The sequence below is a fragment of the Paenirhodobacter ferrireducens genome (genome assembly GCF_004022265.1).
Taxonomy (GTDB): Bacteria; Pseudomonadota; Alphaproteobacteria; order Rhodobacterales; family Rhodobacteraceae; genus Rhodobacter; species Rhodobacter ferrireducens.
The window spans coordinates 134,243-152,448 of the sequence record NZ_SAVB01000007.1; the positions used below are offsets into that span (position 1 = coordinate 134,243).

An 18,206-nucleotide genomic window follows, 5' to 3' on the forward strand; every position below is an offset into this window, starting at 1 on the left:
CGAATGCCGTTCGGGAGTGTCCGATGTGCCCTGAAGCTGGCATCGGCCGGCCGCGCGAGACAAGCGTAAAATCGGCCGATGGTCCGAATGGACAGGTGCTGCGCGGCGATGTCGCGGATTTTGGCGCAATTTCTGATCGCTCTGGATGATAAACGGTCAGAAATTAATCGAGATTTGTCTCGTGGTCGGCGCCGGGGCGAGCCCGTTCGGGGGCGTCCGCCCGCGGCCAAGCTGCGGCCTCAGCCCTCGGCGGGAGCGAGGCCGGCGATCCATTCCTCGAGCAGGCGGACGCCGAAGCCGGTGCCGCCGCGGCGGGCGAGCGGCATCTCCTTCGCCGCAAGCTCCTTGCCGGCGATGTCGAGATGCGCCCAGGGGAAACCGCCGGTGAACGCGTGCAGGAAGGCCGCCGCATGGGGCGCGTCGCCGTCGTGCAGGTCCTCGGCGTGCTGGCGCAGATCGGCGACCGGCGAGCGCAGCGCCTCCGCATAGGCCGGATCGAGCGGCAGCCGCCAGAACCGCTCGCCCACCGTCTCGCCGGCGCGCAGCAGTGCCTCGGCCAATTCGTCGTCGGTGGCGAAGAGCCCGGCGAAGACATGGCCCAGCCCCTGCATCACCGAATAGGTCAGCGTGGCGAGATCGACGATCACCCGCGGCTCGCTGCGCGCGGCAAGGGCGAGGATGTCGGCCAGGACCATGCGCCCCTCGCAATCGGTGTCATAGACCTCGACGGTCTTGCCGGCGAAGGTGGTGACGATGTCGCCGGGCTTGTAGGAGCTGCCCGAGAGCAGATTCTCGGCGATGCCCAGAACGCCCACGACATGCTCGCGGCTGCCCTGCCGGGCAAGGGCCAGCATCGTGCCCGCGACCGCGGCGGCACCGCTCATGTCGGCGCGCATGTCGAACATCTGCGGCCCCGACTTGATCGCCAGCCCGCCGGCGTCGAAGCAGATCCCCTTGCCGACCAGTGCAATCGGCGCAGCAGGGCTGCCCGCGGGGCGATAGCGCAGCACGATCACCTTCGGCGCGCGGGCCGAGCCCGCCCCGACGGCCAGCACCGCGTTCATCCCCATCCGCGCCAGCGCCTCGGCATCGAGCACCTCGATCGCGATGCCGGCGGCGGCGAGCGGGGCGAGGAAATCGGCGAAGCTGTCGGGGTTCAGGTGGCTGGCCGGATAGTTCACCAGATCGCGGGCGAAGCACACACCCTCGGCCACCGCCTCCATCCGCGAGAGCGCCGCGCCGGGCTCGAGATCGGTGGCAAGCGTCAGGCTCAGCGCGAAGGGGCTTTCTCCCTGCGCGGTCAGCCCGAAGCGGTAGTTCCCCAACCGGACGCCATGCACCAGCGCCGCAAGCTGCGCGGCATCCGTGCCGTCGAAGACGAGCGTCGCGGCGCTTTCGCCAGCCACTTCCAGATGGCGGGCAAGCGCGGCCCCCGCGCGCGCGGCGGCCAGCGCCCCGGCGCCGGGCGCGCCGAGGCCAAGCACCACGACCCGCGCGGCCTCGACCCCCGGCAGCGCGAAGAGGTCGAGGCAGACGCCCTCGGCGGCGGTGAAGCGCGCGGCGGCAAGCGCACGGGTGATCGCGCCGCCCGCCGCGGCATCAAGGGCCGCGGCGCGCGGGCCAAGGGCGAGCGTCGCATCGAGCGGCAGCACGAGCGTGCGGGACGTGGTGGCAACGGCGGACAGGGTGACGGGCATGGGATCAAGACCTCAGGGAAAAACGGGGGAGGGCGGCCGGGCGGGCCGCCCGGATCAGTCCTCGCGCACGAAATGGCCGGGGCCGGCCTCGCGGTAGCGCCGTTCGGGCGGCACGAAATCGAGCGGGCGGATCGGGTTCATCAGCTCGGACGGCGGCTGCGTGCGGCGCAGGTGACGCCGGGCCGGGTCGGGCACCGCCACCGCCTCGATCAGGCGGCGGGTATAGGGGTGCTGCGGCGTCTCCATCACCGCGGCGCGCGGCCCGATCTCGACGATCTCGCCCTGATACATCACCGCGATGCGGTGGCTGATCCGCTCGACCACCGCGATGTCATGCGAGATGAAGAGGAAGGCGATGCCGGTGCGCTCCTGGATGTCGAGCAGCAGGTTCACCACCTGCGCCTTCACCGAGACATCGAGCGCCGAGACGCTTTCGTCGGCGATGATCACCCGCGGGTCGAGCATCAGCGCGCGGGCGATGCACAGCCGCTGCCGCTGTCCGCCCGAGAATTCATGCGGAAAGCGCTCGAGCATGGCGGGGTTCAGCCCGACCTGATCCATCAGCCGGGCGGCTTTGGCGCGGGCCTCGGTGGCGGGGCCCATGCGGTGTTCGAGGAAGGGCTCGACCAGCGCCTCGCCGATCGTCATGCGCGGGTTCAGGCTGGCGAGCGGGTCTTGCGGGATCATCTGGATCTCGCGGCGCTGGAGCCGCAGACGGCCGGGCGGCAGGGTGAAGAGTTCGGTGGCATCGAGCCGCACCGAACCCGTCGAGATGCCGCCCGCAAGGCGGATGATCGAGCGCCCGGTGGTCGACTTGCCGCAGCCCGACTCGCCCACCAGCGCCAGCGTCTCGGCCGGGTGGATCGCGAAGGAGACATGCTCGACCGCATGCACCCGCGCCACCTTGCGCCGCAGCAGCCCGCCGCGCACGTCAAAGCGGGTGACGAGGTCGCGCACCTCGAGCAGCGGCGCGCCGAGGTCGGGCTGGCGGGCGAGGGGCTGGCCCGGAGTCGCGGCCCCGGTCGCCGGGTCGATCGCGGGAAAGCGCAGCGGCACGGGTTCGCCCCGCATCGAGCCGAGCGCCGGCACGCTTGCCAGCAGCGCGCGGGTGTAGGGCGCGCGCGGCGCGTGGAACACCTGCGCCGTCGGGCCGTCCTCGACGACATCGCCGCGCAGCATCACCACGGTGCGGTCGGCCATCTCGGCCACCACCCCCATGTCATGCGTGATGAACAGCATCGCCATCCCGTAGTCTTCCTGCAACTCCTTGAGAAGCGACAGGATCTCGCCCTGAACGGTGACGTCGAGCGCGGTCGTCGGTTCGTCCGCGATCAGCAGCTTCGGCCGCGAGGCCAGCGCCATCGCGATCATCACCCGTTGCCGCATCCCGCCCGAGAAGGCGTGCGGATAGTCATCGAGCCGGCGCGCGGCATCGGGGATGCGCACCCGCTCCATCAGCGCGACGGCGGCGCGCCGCGCCTCGGCGCGCGGCATCGGGCGGTGGCAGCACAGCGCCTCGATCAGCTGCTCGCCGACCGTGTAGATCGGGTGCAGGCTGGTCATCGGCTCCTGGAAGATCATCGCCGCGCTGCGGCCGCGCACCCGTGCGACCATCTCGGCCTCGGAGAGCGACAGCACCGCGGCGCCGTCGAGGGTGACCTCGCCGGTGATGCGGCTGGTCGCGGGGGCGAGCAGCCGCATCAGCGCGAGCGAGGTGACGCTCTTGCCGGAGCCGGATTCGCCCACCAGCGCGACGGTCTCGCCCGCCGCGACGGTCAGCGACAGCCCGTGCACCACCTCGTTCCAGGCGCCGCGCGCGCCCCGGAAGGCGACGCGCAGGTCATGGATCGACAGGATCGGGGAGGGCGCGCCGGGGGAGGCGGCGTCGGGCAGGGGGAAGGTCGGTCTTTCGGTCATTTGCGCCGCAACCTCGGGTCGATCAGGATGCACAGAAGGTCGACGACCGCATTCGCGAGCACGACGAAGAAAGAGGCATAGAGCACCGCGGCCATGATCATCGGCAGGTCGAGCACCTTCAGCGCCTGATAGGTCAGCCGGCCGACGCCGTTCAGGCCGAAGACGACCTCGGTCAGCACCGCGGCGCCGCCGACGAGCACGCCGAAATCCATGCCGAACATGATGACGACCGGGATGATCGCGGCGCGGGTGGCATGCTTGAGCAGCACCCGCCGCGCCGTCAGCCCCTTGGCGCGGGCGGTGCGGATATAATCTTCCTGATAGGTCTCGATGATCCCGGTGCGCAGCATCCGGCCGTAAAGCCCGATGTAGAGGAACGAGAGCGTGATCCACGGGAAGACGAGGGCGAGGAACCAGCGCGCCGGGCTTTCGCTCAGTGGCACATAGCCAAGCGGCGGCACCCAGGAGAAGGCCCAGGTGTCATGCAGCCGGCTCTGGGTGACAAGGTTCACCATCTCGCCCACCCAGAACACCGGCATGGCGACCGCCATCATCGACACGCCCATCAGGATCTTGTCGGGCAGCCGGTCCTTGAAGGCGGCGGCGATGATCCCGGTGGCGGCGCCAAGCGCCATCCACAGCACCGCGGCCCCCGCCACGAGCGACAGCGTCACCGGGGCGGCGGCGGTCAGCGTCGGCACGATCTTCTGACCGCGGTTGACGAAGGAGGTCAGGTCGCCGGTGACGAACATCTTGCGCATCATCACCCCGTATTGCACCCAGATCGGCCGATCGAGGCCGAAGTCGTGGCGCACGGCGGTCACCGTCTCGGGGGCGGCGTTGCGGCCGGCGATGCGCGCCGCCGGGTCGGCGCCCGGGGTGGCGAAGAAGATCAGGAAGGTGATGACGCTGATGCCGACCATCACCACCACCATCCGCGCGAGGCGCGACAGGATCACGGCCAGCATCAGCGCCCCCGCACGGATTTCGGGTCGAGGATGTCGCGCAGCACGTCCCCGAACAGGTTGAGCAGCATCACCGTCACCATGATCGCGATGCCGGGCGCCATCGACACGACCGGGCGCGAGTAGAGCAGCGCCTGACCGTCCTGCAAGATCGTGCCCCAGCTGGCATTGGGCGCCTGCACGCCGACCGACAGGAAGGACAGCGAGCTTTCGGTGACGATGTTCAGCGCCATCAGCATCGGCGCAAAGACGATCAGCGTGGTCGCGACATTGGGCAGGATGTGGCGCCACAGGATGCGCGAGGGGCGGATGCCAAGCCCGCGCGCCGCCAGCACGAAGTCGCTGTTGGTGATGGCGATCACCCGGCCGCGCACCGGGCGCGCGACATAGGGCACATAGACCAGCCCGATGATGATGATCGGCACCACGAGGCTCGAGGAACTGATGTGGATCGGCCCGATCTCGAAGGTCTTGCCGAGCATCACGATCGAGAGCGAGATCGCCAGCAGATAGACCGGAAAGGCCCAGATCATGTCGATCAGGTTCGACAGGACGGTATCGACCCTGCCGCCGGCATAGCCCGCGACGATGCCGATCACCGCGGCGCAGACGAGGCACAGCAGCGTCGCCGCGCCGGCGATGATCAGCGAATTCTGCCCGCCATAGAGCAGCCGCGCCGCGACGTCGCGGCCCTGATTGTCGGCGCCGAGGAAGTATTTCGGCCCCCAGGTTGGCCCGATCGGGGTGACGCCAAGGCCAAGCCCCTCGGTCGAGCGCTCCATCACCGGGCTGCGCTTGCCGTCGATCAGGATCTTGGCGCTCAGCCCCGAGCGGAAGGGATCGGTCTGCGCGACATGTTTCGCATAGACCGGCGCCAGCACCGTCGCCAGCACGATGAGCACCAGACCGAGCCCCGAGAGCACCGCGGTGCGGCTCGAGGCAAGGCCCTGAAGCGCACGGCGCCAGGGACCGGCGGGCGGCGGCCGCGCGCCCCCGGCCGCATCGGCCGGAGGCATGGAGCCCGTTTCGGGTCGGTCGGTCGTCATCTCGGGCCCCTGTCCTCGTCGCGGCTCACTGCACCCAGGCGTTCGCGATCAGCCAGTGATACTGGTTCGAGAAGGCATAGTTGCCGACCCGGGTGCTGAGCAGGTCGACCTGCTTCGGGGTGAAGAGCGGCAGCGCCGGCGCTGCCTCCATCACCGCCCCGTCGATCTTCGCCCATTCCGCATCGGCCGCGGCCGGATCGGTCGCGCCAAGCGCGATCGCGGCCTTCATCCGGTCGTCGATGCCCTTGTCGCAGAAGCCCGCGATGTTGATCGAGGCATCCGATCCGGGGTGGAACGAGTCGCAGCCGAAGAGCACGTTGAGGAAGTTCGAGGCGGCCGGATAGTCGGCATACCACTGGCTGATCGAGATCTGCACCTTGTTGTTGGTGTTCTGGATATAGGTGAACTGGATGTCGCCCGAGATCGTCTGCACCGCGGCCTCGTAGCCCAGGTCGCTCAGCACCGACTGCAGATAGGTGCCGATCCCGCGCGAGGCGGCGTTGTCCTCGGTCACGATGGTGACCTTCTCGCCCTTGGTGCCGCTTTCCTCGACCAGCTGCATTGCCTTGTCCATGTCGGGCGCGCTCCAGCTGTCGCCGGGATCGAGCGTGTATTGGCACTGATCGACATGGCCCGGGAAGTCGGGCGGCAGCACCTGACAGACGGGCTGCGCGAGCGCCGGCCCGCCGAAGAGCGACACGAGCGCATCGCGGTCGATGGCATAGTTCAGCGCCTGACGCACGCGCACGTCGTTGAAGGGCGCAAGGTTCACGTTCATCGGCGCGTACCACCACGCCGAGAGCGGCGCGAGGTGGATCTGGTCGGGGGCGGCGGTGCTCAGCTCGGCCAGGCGGTCGGCCGGCGGCTGGTCGAACATCCAGTCGGCCTGACCGTTCAGGATCGCGTTCACCGCGGCTTCCTCGGTGCCGCCGAAGGTATAGTCGATCTCGTCGACATGGCCCTCGGGCTGGGCGTCCTTGCTCCATTCGCTGAAGGCCGGGTTGCGCACGATCACCATCGAGTTGTTCGGATCGTAGCTTTTCACCATGTAGGCGCCGGTGCCCGGGATCGGCGCGTTGCCGTTGTCCTTGGCCGTCGTCTCGGCCGGCAGGATCGAGGCATGCGGCGCGCTCAGCTTGAACAGGAATTCCGGATCGGGAGCGACGAGGTTGATCGTCACCGTACCGGCGGCCTTGTCGGCCACGATGCCGCCCGCAAGCGTGCAGTCGGCCGGCGCGGCAAGGCACTGATCGGCGCCGACGATGCCGTTGTAGAAGGTGCCCGCGGTCGGGCCCAGCACCTTGAAGATGCGCTGGAACGAGGCCTCCACGTCGTCGGTGGTCATCTCCTTGCCGTTCGAGAATTTCACCCCCTTGCGCAGGGTGAAGGTATAGGTCTTGCCGTCGTTCGACACCTCGGGCAGGGCCGCGGCGAGATCGGCGACGACCTCCTTGCTTTCCGGGCCGCCGACCTTCTTGAAGCCGACGAGCCCGTCATAGAGGAAGGCATACAGCTGCCAGAACTGCGAGGTGTAGTTCACATGCGGGTCGAGCGTGCCCTGCGAGGACACCGACACCAGCCTGAGCGTGCCGCCGCGATGCGCGTCCTGGGCCGCGGCGAAGCCGGGCGCGAGCCCGGCCAGAAGGGCAATCGTCGCGACCGTCGCCGCCCAGCGTCCGGGGCGCGCGGGGGTGAGCTTCGTGATCATGGTCAACTCCTTGTTGGATTGTTTTGTCCGGGCAGGGCGGGGAAGGCCCCTGCGCTGCACGGTGTTTTTTCCCGAGTCGCGGCGGCGGCCGGAGCAGGTCGGACCGTCCGCGGGGCAGGACGGATCGCACAAGAAGACTGCTCGAATTTCAGGCCATTCGCCACGTGTCGGCATCGTTTCTCACGTTTCGGGCGCACCGGGCGCTCTGCCTGTCGATATTGTGGCAAGGCTTGGCCCCGCGTAACCTATCAAAAATGATAGAGGCCCGGTCCGGCGACCGCGGCGGTTCAGGGGAGACGCGATGCTGACGGTTGCCTCGCATCTGGTCGGAGACTTCGGGCCCGGCCCCGGGCTCGGGGCGGAGACGCTCGAACGCGGGGTGGACCGCTTCTTCGAGGTCGCGCGCGGCTTCGGCGCCTCGGCGCTGATCTACGATTACACCCCCGCGCGGCACGAGGCGGACGGGGCGGTGATGGCGCCCTCGGTGATGGAGGTGCGCAACCTCGATCCGGGGATGATCGACTATTGGTGCGGGCGCGGCTATGCGCGCCACGATCCGGTGCAGGCGGTGGCGGTGAATTCGGTCGCGCCCTTCATCTGGAGCTATGACGCCGAGGCGGGCGAGCTGAGCCAGGGCTATCTGACCAGCCATTCCCGCCCGGTGGTCGAGTTCGTCTCGGCCAGCGGCTTCGTCAATGGCATCACCGTGCCGATCCATCTGCCCGATGGCGGCTATGTCACGGTGAACGGGCTGTGGAACGGGCCCGGACAGGCCTTCGGCCGCGTTGCACTGCAGGTGCTGCCGGGCTTTGCGCTGATGGCGCAGGCGTTCCAGAACGAGATCGGCTCGCCCGGACGGCGGCTGACCGCCACCCGCCCGGTGCTGAGCGCGCGCGAGCGCGAATGCCTCGACCATGCCGCGCGCGGGCTTTCGGCCAAGGAGACCTCGCGGCTGATCGAGCGCTCGGTGCCGACGGTGGTGATGCATCTCAACGCCGCGGTGCGCAAGCTCGGCGCGCGCAACCGCAGCCATGCCGTGGCCGAGGCGGTGCGGCGCGGGCTGATCTGACCCCCTCATTTTTGATAGCTGCTAGCCGCCTGCCGCCGCCGATAGAGTTTCGGGGAACCGGCACAGGAGGGCGAAGATGCAGGATCGGACGCAGGCGGAACTTCCGACGCGCGAGGGCTTCATGCCGTTTCGCGACTGGCAGACCTGGTATCGGGTCACCGGCGATCCCGGAAACGGCAAGCTGCCGCTTGTCATCGCGCATGGCGGGCCGGGCTGCACGCATGACTATGTCGACAGCTTCAGGGAGATCGCCGCGCTCGATGGCCGGGCGGTGATCCATTACGACCAGCTCGGCAATGGCAATTCCACCCACCTGCCCGAGAAGGGGCCCGAGTTCTGGACGGTCGATCTGTTCCTCGACGAGCTCGACCACCTGCTCGACCATCTGGGCATCCGCAACCGCTATGCCTATCTCGGCCAGTCCTGGGGCGGGATGCTGGGCGGCGAACATGCGGTGCGCCGGCCCGCGGGGCTGAAGGCGATCATCTTCGCCAACAGTCTGGCCAGCATGCCGACCTGGGTCGCCGAGGCGAACCGGCTGCGCGCCGAACTGCCGGCCGAGGTGCAGCAGACGCTGTTGCGCCACGAGGCCGCGGGCACGCTGACTGATCCGGACTATCTGGCGGCCTCGCGGGTCTTCTATCTGCGCCACGTCTGCCGGCTTGACCCCTGGCCGCCCGAGGTGACCCGCACCTTCGAGCTGATGGATCTCGACAACACCGTCTATCGCGCGATGAACGGGCCGACCGAGTTCCACGTCATCGGCACGATGAAGGACTGGACGATCGAGGACCGGTTGCATCTGGTGAACGTGCCGGCGCTGGTGATCTCGGGCAAGTACGACGAGGCGACGCCGCTGGTGACGAAGCCGCTGGTCGAGAATATCCCCGGCGCCCGCTGGGTGCTGTTCGAGCACTCGGCCCACATGCCCCATGTCGAGGAAAAGGCGCTGTGCCTGCGCACCGTGTCCGACTTCCTGACCGGGGTCGAGGCCGCGGGCGTCTGAGCCGTGCGGCCGCGCAGGACCCGGCCGGGGCATCCCGGCCGGATCGCGGTCCGGGCGCGCTCAGGCGCTCAGGATCACCTTCATCGCCTTTTCGCGTGCAGCATTGGCGAACACGTCATAGGCGGTCATCATCTCGTCGAGCTTGAAGCGGTGGGTGACGAGCTTTGCCGGGTCGACCCGGGCATTGCCGAGCGTCTTCAGCAGCATCGGCGTGGTGTTGGTGTTCACCAGCCCCATCGAGATGTTGATGTTCTTGATCCAGAGTTCCTCGATGTGCAGCTCGACCGGCTTGCCGTGCACGCCGACGTTGGCGATGTTGCCGCCCGCCGCAACGATCTTCTGGCAGGTGTCGAAGGTCGCCGGCACGCCGACCGCCTCGATCGCCACGTCGACGCCCTTGCCATGCGTCATCTCCATGACCCGCGCCACCACGTCCTCGCTGCCGACCTGAATCGTGTCGGTGGCGCCGAACTGGCGGGCAAGCTCGAGCCGCGCCGGGTCCATGTCGATCATGATGATCCGGCCGGGCGAGAGGAACTGCGCGGTGAGCAGCACCGACATCCCCACCGGGCCGGCGCCGACCACGGCGATGGTGTCGCCGGGCTTCACATGGCCGTATTGCACGCCGATCTCGAAGCCGGTCGGCAGGATGTCCGACAGCATCACCAGCGCCTCTTCGTCGGCCCCCGCCGGGATCGGGTGCAACGAATGATCGGCATGCGGGATGCGCACGTATTCGGCCTGCGTGCCGTCGATCATGTGGCCGAGAATCCAGCCGCCATCGTCGCAATGGGCATAGAGATGGCGCTTGCAGTTCGGGCATTTGCCGCAGGAGGTGACGCAGGAGATCAGCACCGTGTCGCCGGTCTTGAAGTTCACCACCGCGTCGCCGACCTCCTCGACGATGCCGACGCCCTCGTGGCCCAGCGTGCGGCCCGGCGCCACGGTCGGCACATCGCCCTTCAGGATGTGCAGGTCGGTGCCACAGATCGTGGTCTTGCTGATCTTCACGATCACGTCGGTCGGTTTCAGGATCGTCGGCCGATCCTTCTCGACCCATTCCTTCTGGCCGGGGCCGCGGAACACCAGTGCTTTCATCTCGAAGCCTCCTCACTCGATTTCAGCATGCGATTGCATGCCGGAGCATAGAAGGCGGGCGAGAGGGGCCGGAAGGGCGGGGCAGGGGCGGCTTCTGTCCGATTTTCGGACACTCCGGCCCCGGCGCGGGGGTGTCAGCGCCGTGCCGGGCGGCGCAGGCCGTATTGCTCGAGCTTGAGATAGAGCGTCGAGCGCGCGATGCCGAGCCGGCGCGCGGCGCGGCTGAGGTTGCCGTCCGCCTCGGCCACGGCTCGCAGGATCGCGGCCTTTTCGCTGTCATGCAGGCGTGGCGCCGGCGGCGCTGTGCTCGCGCGGATGTCGGCGCGCAGATCGCCCGGGCCGATCACCCGCACCCCGCCCTCGCTGCGCTCGGTCTCGAGCGCGGCGATCAGGTCGCGCATCTCCCACAGGTTGCCGGGCCAGTCGTAGCGGCGCAGCGCCTCGAGTGCGACCGGGCTGAAGCGCAGCGGGCGCAGCCCGGCCGGGGCGCAGAGCCGGGCGAAATGCTGCACCAGCGGGCCGATCTCGTCGCGCCGCTCGGCGAGGGACGGCAGGCGCAGCACCGCCCCCGCGCAGCGCAGCTGCAGCTCGCGCGACAGCGTGCCCTGCCGCACCGCCTCGGCGAGTGGCGCGCTGGCAAGCGCGATCAGCCGGACCGGGGTCGCGCTGCGCTCGGTCAGCCGTTCGAGCAGCTGGGCAAGCAGCGGCTGCGCCTCGGGCGGGGTGCGCGCGGGTTCGCTCAGGCACAGCGTGCCGCCGCGCGTGCCCTGGGTGAGCGGCCCGCTGCCCGCACGCAGATCGGCGCGGAGGCTCTCGGCCTCGAGGGCGCTGCAGTCGAGTGTCTCGAACGGTCGTCCGGGGCCGCCGCAGGCCGCGTGCAGGGCGCGGGCGAGGGTGCTCTTGCCGGTGCCCGGCGCGCCCTCGAGGGTCAGGGCGATGGCGCGCTCGTGGAACTTCCGGGCCGAGGCGCAGAGCGGCGCAAGGGCGGGGCTTGCCGCCGCGATCCGCGCCAGCGTCAGCCCGTCTGCCGCGCCGCGCCCGGGCCGGCGCGCGGTGGGCGGCAGCGTCACCACAAGGCCGAGCGGCGCGCCGGGGCGGCCCAGAAGATCGACATCGGCGCCGGGCAGCCGGTCGCGCAGCAAGGTCGCGGCCTGTGCCGCATCGCCCTCGCGCGCCGCGGCGAGGCGGCGCAGCGTCTCGGGCGCGGGCAGGCCGCTGTGCGCGGCGCAATCCGCAAAGGCCTCACTCGCCCAGACCAGCCGGCCGAAGCGGTCGAGCAGCATCATCTCGTCGCCCTGCCGGCGCGGTCGGCTGGCGAGAAGCTGCTCGATCAGTGCTCGGTGCATGCGCTGATCGGTGTCGCGCAGCGTGCCCTCGATCTGCGCGGCAAGCGCCGTAGCAAGCGCGCCGGCCGTGCCGAACCCCGCCCCCGGCGTGCCGGAAATGTCGACCACCCCCAGAAGCGTGCCGTCGAGCGGATCGTGCAGCGGCACCGCGGCGCAGGCCCAGTGCCGGATCGCGGTGCAGAAATGCTCGTCATCGCTGATCGTCACCGGCTGGCGCAGGTGCAGCGCGGTGCCGATCGCATTGGTGCCGATCGCGCTTTCGCTCCAGCAGCCGCCGGGTTGCAGGTTGTTGCGCTCGCCCCGGCGCCGGCCCTGCAGGCCGCCGACCGCCTCCATCACCACCCCGCCCGTGTCGCACAGCAGCAGGAGCGCGTCGCTGCCGTCGAGCATCCCCCGCGTGCGGTCGAGCAGGCCAGCCGCCGCCGCGCGCAGCCGGTCGTTGCCGCCGAGAATGCGGCTGAACTCGTCGCTCCCGACGCTTGGGGCATGGGTGCGCGCATCAAGCCCGCCCGCGCCCTGCGAGCGCAGCCACGAGCACAGCACCAGATCGCGCTTGGTGCTGCCCCGCTGTCTGGGGGTGCGGTTCATCGGGTTCCTCCGGCCTCCTCGAGCCTGAGGCCAGATTTGGCGGGTGCGGCGCGACTGTCAAGCAAGGCGCGCGGGCGCGGGGGGCTCAGAGCAGGCAGACCGCAGCGGTGGCAAGGCCCAGAAACAGGCACAGCGGCGTGTACAGGCCGGTGTCGAGCAGCGCGAAGAGCGATTGCCGCCGGGTCTTGAACAGGCCGAGATACTGGCGCTCGCCCACGGCCCGCGCGATCAGCGCCAGCGCAAGGAGCAGGCCGCCCGGCAAAAGCAGGGCGGCGGGGAAGGGGCCGGGCAGGCCGAGCGCCTGTTGCGCGACAAGCCCGCTTGCGCCCGCAAGGGCCAGCGCCACGGCGGCGGTGCCGATCCGCCCGGGCCGGAACAGCGGCGTGCCGTCGTCGCGCTCGGGGATCACCGCGCGCAGCCCCCGCGTGCCGGCAAGCGCCCACCAGCCATGGAGCGCCGCAATCGCCATCAGGATCGTCGCGGCGGTCGTGCCGAGGAGCCCGGCGAGCCGCGGCGCGGCGGGGGCCTGTGGTGCTGCGGCCAGAATCGACACGATCCCTGCGCCGGCCAGCAGCAGCGCCGAGGCGAGGTGCCAGCCAAGGCGCAGCCCGCGCGGGGTGCCCGGCGGAAGGCCATCGGGCGCGCGCAGACGCCGTTCCCCCTGCACGGAATGCGCGAGGGCGATCGTTGCGACGAGGGCAGAGGCCAGAAGCAGACGCCAGTCCATGAATACACCATACGGTTGCGTATGGTGCAGGCGTAGCGCAAGGACTTGCCCGGGTCAATACGGCACCGTATGGTGTGCTCATGGAGCGTCTCGATCGTCAGTCATGGGTGGATGCGGGGCTGGCCGCGCTGGCGCAGGGCGGGCTTGCGGCGGTGCGCGTCGAGCTGCTGGCGAAGCGGCTTTCGGTCACCAAGGGCAGTTTCTACTGGCATTTCCCGGGGCGTGAGGCATTGCTGGCGGCGATGCTCGAGGTCTGGGAACAGCGCCAGACCGGCGCGGTGATCGCCGCGGTCGAGGCGGCGGGCGGCCCGCCCGAGGAGCGGCTGGCGCGGCTTTCGGCGGCGCTGAGCGGGCTCGATCTGCGGCTCGAGGCGGCGATGCGGGGCTGGGGGGCGGCCGATGCGCAGGTGCGCGCGGCGCTCGGGCGCGCCGATGCGCGGCGCTGCGCCTATCTGCAGGGGCTGATCGAAAGCGCCGGGGTGCCGCCCGAGCCCGCCCGGGCCCGGGCCCGCCTCGTCTATTTCGCGCTGATCGGCGAGATCGCGAGCGGGGCGGAGGACTGGCTCGCCCCGCATCAGGCGGCGATGGCGCTGAACGCGCCGATGCTGCTGCGCTGGCCCTGAGCGGGGCGGCAGCCTGTTCAGGCGAGAATCATCGCCACGACCGGCGCCATCAGCACGTTGAGGATGCCCACGAGCACCATCACGAGGCCGGCGATTGCGCCCTCGGCCGAGCCGATCTGATGCGCGCGCGCCGTGCCCGCGCCATGCGCGCCCATGCCGAAGAGCGCGCCGCGTGCCAGCGCCGAGGCGAAGGGCAGGCGGGCGAGGATCATGTCGCCGAGCGCCGCACCGGTGATACCGGTGATCACCACGAAGACCGCCGTCAGGTCCGGCACGCCACCGATGTCGCCCGAGACCTCCATCGCGAAGGGGGTGCTGATCGAGCGCGGCACCAGGCTCAGCCGCAGCGCCTCGTCGAGGCCGAGCAGCGAGGCCAGGCCCCAGCTGGTGACGATCGCGGTCAGGCTGCCGGCGATCATGCCCACCAGCAGCACCGGCCAGTGCCGGCGGATCAAGACGCGCTGTTCGTAGATCGGCACCGCGAAGGCGACGGTCGCCGGGCCCAGCAGCAGCACCAGCCAATGGGTCCAGCGCATGTAGTCGCGATAGCTGACATGCAGCGCCAGCACCGCTGCGGCGACCAGCACCGGCGCCACCGCAAGCGGCATCAGCCACCAATGCGTCCAGCGCCGGTAGATCTGCTTGGCGATCGCATAGGAGCCGATCGTCAGCACCGACCACAGCAGCACATTCGCGCCGGTCAGCGCCATCGGATCGAGCGTGGCAAGGGAAAGATCAGGCATGGCGGGACATCCAGCGCGAGCAGCCCTCGACGGCGAGCGCGGTCGACACCATCACCGAGATCGTGCTGACCAGGATGACGGCAAGGATCTTCAGCCCGATCAGGCCGAAGAACTCGCGATGGCCGAGAACGGCAAGCACCGCGGGCACGAAGAACAGAAGCATCTCGGCCAGGAACCAGCTGGTTCCCCGCCGCAGGCTGAGGGCGCTGAGCCGGCGGCTGAGCAGCAGCGCGAGCAGCAGCGCAAGGCCGAGGATGCCCCCCGGCAGCGGCACGCCCGAGGCGACGGCCAGCGCCGTGCCAAGGCCCCAGAAGACCAGCACCGCCCCGATCTGCAGCGCCGTGCTGCGGTGCAGCCGCTTTGAAACAGCATAGTGAGTCGACATCGCGGCCCTCCTTTCGATCGCTCTTATCTAGGGAAGGGCTTGCCATGAGTGAAATGAATTGATTGACTGAAAACTATTCCAAAGGAGAATGCTGATGGAATTCCGGCCGCTGCGCATGTTCGTCGAGGTTGTCCGCCAGGGCGGGTTCTCGCAGGCCGCGCGCGAGGTGAACGCGACGCAATCGACGATCAGCAAGGCGGTGAAGCAGCTCGAGGACGAGATCGGCGTGCCGCTGCTTGACCGGATCGGGCATCGCAGCGTGCTGACCACGGCGGGCGAGATCGTCTATCGCCGCGGCGTGCGGTTGCTCGCGGACCGTGACGACCTGCTGGCGGAACTGGACGACCTGCGCGGGCTCGGGCGTGGCGTGCTGCGGCTCGGCCTGCCGCCGATCGGCTCGAGCACGCTTTTCGCGCCGCTCTTCGCCACCTACCGGCAGCGCTATCCCGGTGTCGAGGTGCAGCTGACCGAGCATGGCAGTGACCGGCTCGAGGAAAGCCTGCGCGCGGGCGAGATCGACTTTGCCGGCGCGCTTCTGCCGACCTCGGAGGATTTCGAGGTGCAGCTCGTGCGGCGCGAACCGCTGGTGGCGCTGTTGCCGCCCGGCCATCCGCTCGCCCGGCGGCGGCGGATCGCGCTGGCCGAGCTGCGCGAGACCCCCTTCATCATGTTCGAGAGCGGCTTCGCGCTGCATCGAGTGATCCTCGATGCCTGCCGCCGGGCCGAGCTCGAACCGAAGGTGGTGGCGGTCAGCAGCCAGATCGACTTCATGGTGAAACTGGTCGCGGCGGGGATGGGCACCACCTTCCTGCCGCGGATGATCGCGTTGCAGCGCGCCGGCAAGGCGGTGCGCTGCGTGCCGCTGAGCGAGCCGGGCACCGATTGGGTGATGGCGATGGTCTGGCGCCGCGGTGCCTATCTGTCGGCCGCGGCGCAGGCCTGGCTCGATCTGGTGCGCGGCTATGACTGGGGCGAGCCGGCCGAGCTGCCCTGAGCCCGCCCGCAGGGCTTGACCGCGCCGGCGCGGGCGGGTCTTGTCCCGGGCAAGAGAGGGAGCCCCCGCATGGCCTTCACCATCCGCCAGCTGCGCTATTTCATCGCCGCCGCCGAAAGCGGCACGGTCTCGGGGGCGGCGCTGGCGCTGTCGATCTCGCAATCGGCGGTGACCGAGGCGATCCGCGATCTCGAGGCAGACCTGGGCGTGGCGCTCTTCACGCGTCACCCGCGCGGGCTCGAGATCACGCAGAAGGGGCACCAGTTCCTGCGCCACGCTCAAGGGATTCTGGCCAGCATCGCCGATGCGCGGCAGGCGGTGGTGTCCGACGCCGAAAAGCTTGGCGGCTCGTTGCATGTCGGCGTGACCTCGCTGGTCGCGGGCTATGTGCTGTCCGATATCCTGGCCCGGTTTCGCCGGGCGAACCCCAATGTCGATGTCACCGCGCTCGAGGACAGCGGCGATTACCTCGAACACCTGCTGATCGGCGGCGAGCTGGACGTGGCGGTGATGGTGACCTCGGCGCTGCGCGACCGGATGGCGCTGCAGACCGAGATCCTCGAGGTTTCGCCCTATCAGCTGTGGCTGCCGAATGGCCACCGGCTGACCGAGGCGACCTCGGTCGCGATCGAGGATCTGGTGGGCGAGCCGATGATCATGCTGCGCCTCGACGAGATCGAGGAGGCGACGCGGGGCCTTTTGAGCGCCCTTGGCGCCCGCCCGCGCGTGGCCTTCCGCACCCGGTCGGTCGAGGCGGTGCGCTCGCTCGTTGCGACGGGGGCGGGAATCGCCCTTCTGCCCGAGCTCGTCTATCGCCGCTGGTCGCTCGAAGGCGACCGGATCGTCTCGCGCGATGTCTCGGGCAAGCTGCCGGTGGTGCAGGTGGGCGTGGTCTGGCGCAAGGGCGCGCCCCTTCCCGAGACCGCGCGCGAATTTATCCGCGCCGCGCAAAGCTATTCGGCGCAACGATAAATTTCGGTATCGACTTTTCCGATAGTGCGCTTCTGTCAATTGAATTTGCGAAAACGTGCCATCTCCATCACGCTTCCGTGCGAGGGGCCGCGATGTGCCCCAAGACAACAGGGAACATGCGGATGAAAAAGCTTCTGAACCTCTGCGCCTCGGGGATCGCCCTCGGTGCCGCGCTGGCAGTGCCGGCGCAGGCCGAGATGCTGAAGGAACTGGGCAAGCCCGAGGGCGCGCTGTCGATCGTCGCCTGGCCGGGCTATATCGAGCGCGGCGAGACCGACCCGGCCTATGACTGGGTCACGAAGTTCGAGGAAAAGACCGGCTGCAAGGTCGAGGTGAAGACCGCCGGCACCTCCGATGAAATGGTCTCGCTGATGAACCAGGGGGGCTTCGACCTGGTGACGGCTTCGGGCGATGCCTCGCTGCGGCTGATCGCGGGCGGCAAGGTGCAGCCGGTCAATATCGATCTGATCCCCGACTGGAAGCGCGTCGACGACCGGCTGAAGGATGCCCCCTGGCACACCGTCGACGGCACCCATTATGGCGTGCCCTTCATGTGGGGCCCGAACGTGCTGATGTACAACACCGAGGTGTTCAAGACCGCGCCCGACAGCTGGGATGTCGTGTTCAACGAACAGACGCTCCCCGACGGCAAGTCGAACAGGGGCCGGGTGCAGGCCTATGACGGCCCGATCTACATCGCCGATGCCGCGATGTATCTGAAGGCGCACAAGCCCGAGCTCGGCATCGAGAACCCCTACGAGCTGAACGAGGACCAGTATGCCGCCGCGCTTGAACTCCTGAAGGGCCAGCGCCAGCTCGTCTCGCGCTACTGGCATGACGCGATGGTGCAGATCGACGACTTCAAGAACGAGGGCGTCGTCGCCTCCTCGGCCTGGCCGTTCCAGGTCAACCTGCTGAAGGCCGACGGCGCGCCGGTGGCCTCGGTGGTGCCGAAGGAAGGCGCCTCGGGCTGGGCCGACACGCTGATGCTGCACTCGGACGCCAAGCACCCGACCTGCGCCTATCTGTGGATGGAGCATTCGCTGAACTCGAACCTGCAGTCGGATCTGTCCGTGTGGTTCGGCGCCGTGCCCTCAGTTCCCGAGGCCTGCACCGACAAGTCGGGGATGCAGACCGCCGAGGGCTGCGACGCGAACGGGCTGAAGGACTTCGACAAGATCTGGTTCTGGCGCACCCCCACCTCGAAATGCGAGGCCGGCGGCTGCGTGCCCTATCACCGCTGGGTGTCCGACTACATCGCCGTGATGGGCGGCTGATCCGCCCTGCGCCCGGGCGGTGACGCCCGGGCCCTCCTTCCTGAC

The 18,206-nt window shown here is 69.4% G+C and carries 16 protein-coding genes; 6 read left to right on the forward strand and 10 right to left on the reverse strand.

Annotated elements, in window-relative coordinates:
- Positions 1-239 precede the first annotated feature (239 nt).
- The 5 genes from EOW65_RS07405 to EOW65_RS07425 are packed head-to-tail and all read right to left on the reverse strand — an operon-like array spanning position 240 to position 7,333.
- A complete protein-coding gene (locus EOW65_RS07405; protein WP_128148329.1) occupies positions 240-1,697 on the reverse strand; it encodes a leucyl aminopeptidase family protein in 1,458 nt (485 codons plus the stop codon).
- A 54-nt stretch (positions 1,698-1,751) separates the two neighbouring features.
- Complete coding sequence (locus EOW65_RS07410; RefSeq protein WP_128148330.1) at positions 1,752-3,614, reverse strand: ABC transporter ATP-binding protein; 1,863 nt, start codon at positions 3,612-3,614, stop codon at positions 1,752-1,754.
- On the reverse strand, positions 3,611-4,582 hold the full coding sequence (locus tag EOW65_RS07415) for an ABC transporter permease (RefSeq protein ID WP_128148331.1): 972 nt from the start codon (positions 4,580-4,582) through the stop codon (positions 3,611-3,613). Before EOW65_RS07415 ends, EOW65_RS07410 begins: the two co-directional genes overlap by 4 nt.
- Positions 4,582-5,625 carry an ABC transporter permease gene (locus tag EOW65_RS07420; protein WP_206364028.1) on the reverse strand — a complete coding sequence of 348 codons (1,044 nt, stop codon included), beginning with the start codon at positions 5,623-5,625 and terminating at the stop codon, positions 4,582-4,584. The genes EOW65_RS07415 and EOW65_RS07420 overlap by 1 nt, the downstream gene beginning before the upstream one ends.
- 25 nt (positions 5,626-5,650) lie before the next feature.
- Positions 5,651-7,333 (reverse strand): ABC transporter substrate-binding protein, encoded by a 1,683-nt coding sequence (locus EOW65_RS07425; protein ID WP_128148332.1) that lies wholly within the window; start codon positions 7,331-7,333, stop codon positions 5,651-5,653.
- A gap of 301 nt (positions 7,334-7,634) precedes the next feature.
- On the opposite strand from EOW65_RS07425, the gene EOW65_RS07430 reads away from it, so the two are divergent.
- On the forward strand, positions 7,635-8,402 hold the full coding sequence (locus EOW65_RS07430; RefSeq protein ID WP_128148333.1) for a helix-turn-helix transcriptional regulator: 768 nt from the start codon (positions 7,635-7,637) through the stop codon (positions 8,400-8,402).
- A 76-nt stretch (positions 8,403-8,478) separates the two neighbouring features.
- Positions 8,479-9,408, forward strand: coding sequence for a proline iminopeptidase-family hydrolase (locus tag EOW65_RS07435; protein ID WP_128148334.1), 930 nt, complete (start codon positions 8,479-8,481; stop codon positions 9,406-9,408).
- A 60-nt stretch (positions 9,409-9,468) separates the two neighbouring features.
- Here the strand turns inward: EOW65_RS07435 and EOW65_RS07440 are convergent, their stop codons facing one another.
- The 3 genes from EOW65_RS07440 to EOW65_RS20110 all read right to left on the reverse strand — a co-directional run bounded on the left by EOW65_RS07440 (position 9,469) and on the right by EOW65_RS20110 (position 13,167).
- On the reverse strand, positions 9,469-10,506 hold the full coding sequence (locus tag EOW65_RS07440) for a zinc-dependent alcohol dehydrogenase family protein (protein WP_128148335.1): 1,038 nt from the start codon (positions 10,504-10,506) through the stop codon (positions 9,469-9,471).
- Between the two features lie 134 nt (positions 10,507-10,640).
- Positions 10,641-12,440 carry a sigma-54-dependent Fis family transcriptional regulator gene (locus EOW65_RS07445; RefSeq protein ID WP_128148336.1) on the reverse strand — a complete coding sequence of 600 codons (1,800 nt, stop codon included), beginning with the start codon at positions 12,438-12,440 and terminating at the stop codon, positions 10,641-10,643.
- Positions 12,441-12,525: 85 nt separating this feature from the next.
- Entirely contained in the window at positions 12,526-13,167 is a 642-nt protein-coding gene (locus EOW65_RS20110; RefSeq protein WP_206364029.1) for a DUF3995 domain-containing protein, read from the reverse strand.
- Between the two features lie 80 nt (positions 13,168-13,247).
- Between EOW65_RS20110 and EOW65_RS07455 the strand changes: the two genes are divergently transcribed.
- Positions 13,248-13,790, forward strand: coding sequence for a TetR/AcrR family transcriptional regulator (locus tag EOW65_RS07455; protein WP_128148337.1), 543 nt, complete (start codon positions 13,248-13,250; stop codon positions 13,788-13,790).
- Between the two features lie 17 nt (positions 13,791-13,807).
- Here EOW65_RS07455 and EOW65_RS07460 read toward each other — a convergent pair whose 3' ends face one another.
- Both EOW65_RS07460 and EOW65_RS07465 read right to left on the reverse strand, forming a co-directional pair.
- A complete protein-coding gene (locus EOW65_RS07460) occupies positions 13,808-14,533 on the reverse strand; it encodes an LrgB family protein (protein WP_206364030.1) in 726 nt (241 codons plus the stop codon).
- A complete protein-coding gene (locus EOW65_RS07465) occupies positions 14,526-14,918 on the reverse strand; it encodes a CidA/LrgA family protein (RefSeq protein WP_128148338.1) in 393 nt (130 codons plus the stop codon). Before EOW65_RS07465 ends, EOW65_RS07460 begins: the two co-directional genes overlap by 8 nt.
- Before the next feature lie 94 nt (positions 14,919-15,012).
- Between EOW65_RS07465 and EOW65_RS07470 the strand changes: the two genes are divergently transcribed.
- The 3 genes from EOW65_RS07470 (at position 15,013) to EOW65_RS07480 (ending at position 18,161) form a co-directional block, all read left to right on the forward strand.
- Entirely contained in the window at positions 15,013-15,912 is a 900-nt protein-coding gene (locus EOW65_RS07470) for a LysR family transcriptional regulator (RefSeq protein WP_113900495.1), read from the forward strand.
- A 69-nt stretch (positions 15,913-15,981) separates the two neighbouring features.
- Entirely contained in the window at positions 15,982-16,884 is a 903-nt protein-coding gene (locus tag EOW65_RS07475) for a LysR family transcriptional regulator (protein WP_128148339.1), read from the forward strand.
- A 122-nt stretch (positions 16,885-17,006) separates the two neighbouring features.
- Positions 17,007-18,161 carry an ABC transporter substrate-binding protein gene (locus EOW65_RS07480; RefSeq protein ID WP_128148340.1) on the forward strand — a complete coding sequence of 385 codons (1,155 nt, stop codon included), beginning with the start codon at positions 17,007-17,009 and terminating at the stop codon, positions 18,159-18,161.
- Positions 18,162-18,206 lie beyond the last annotated feature (45 nt).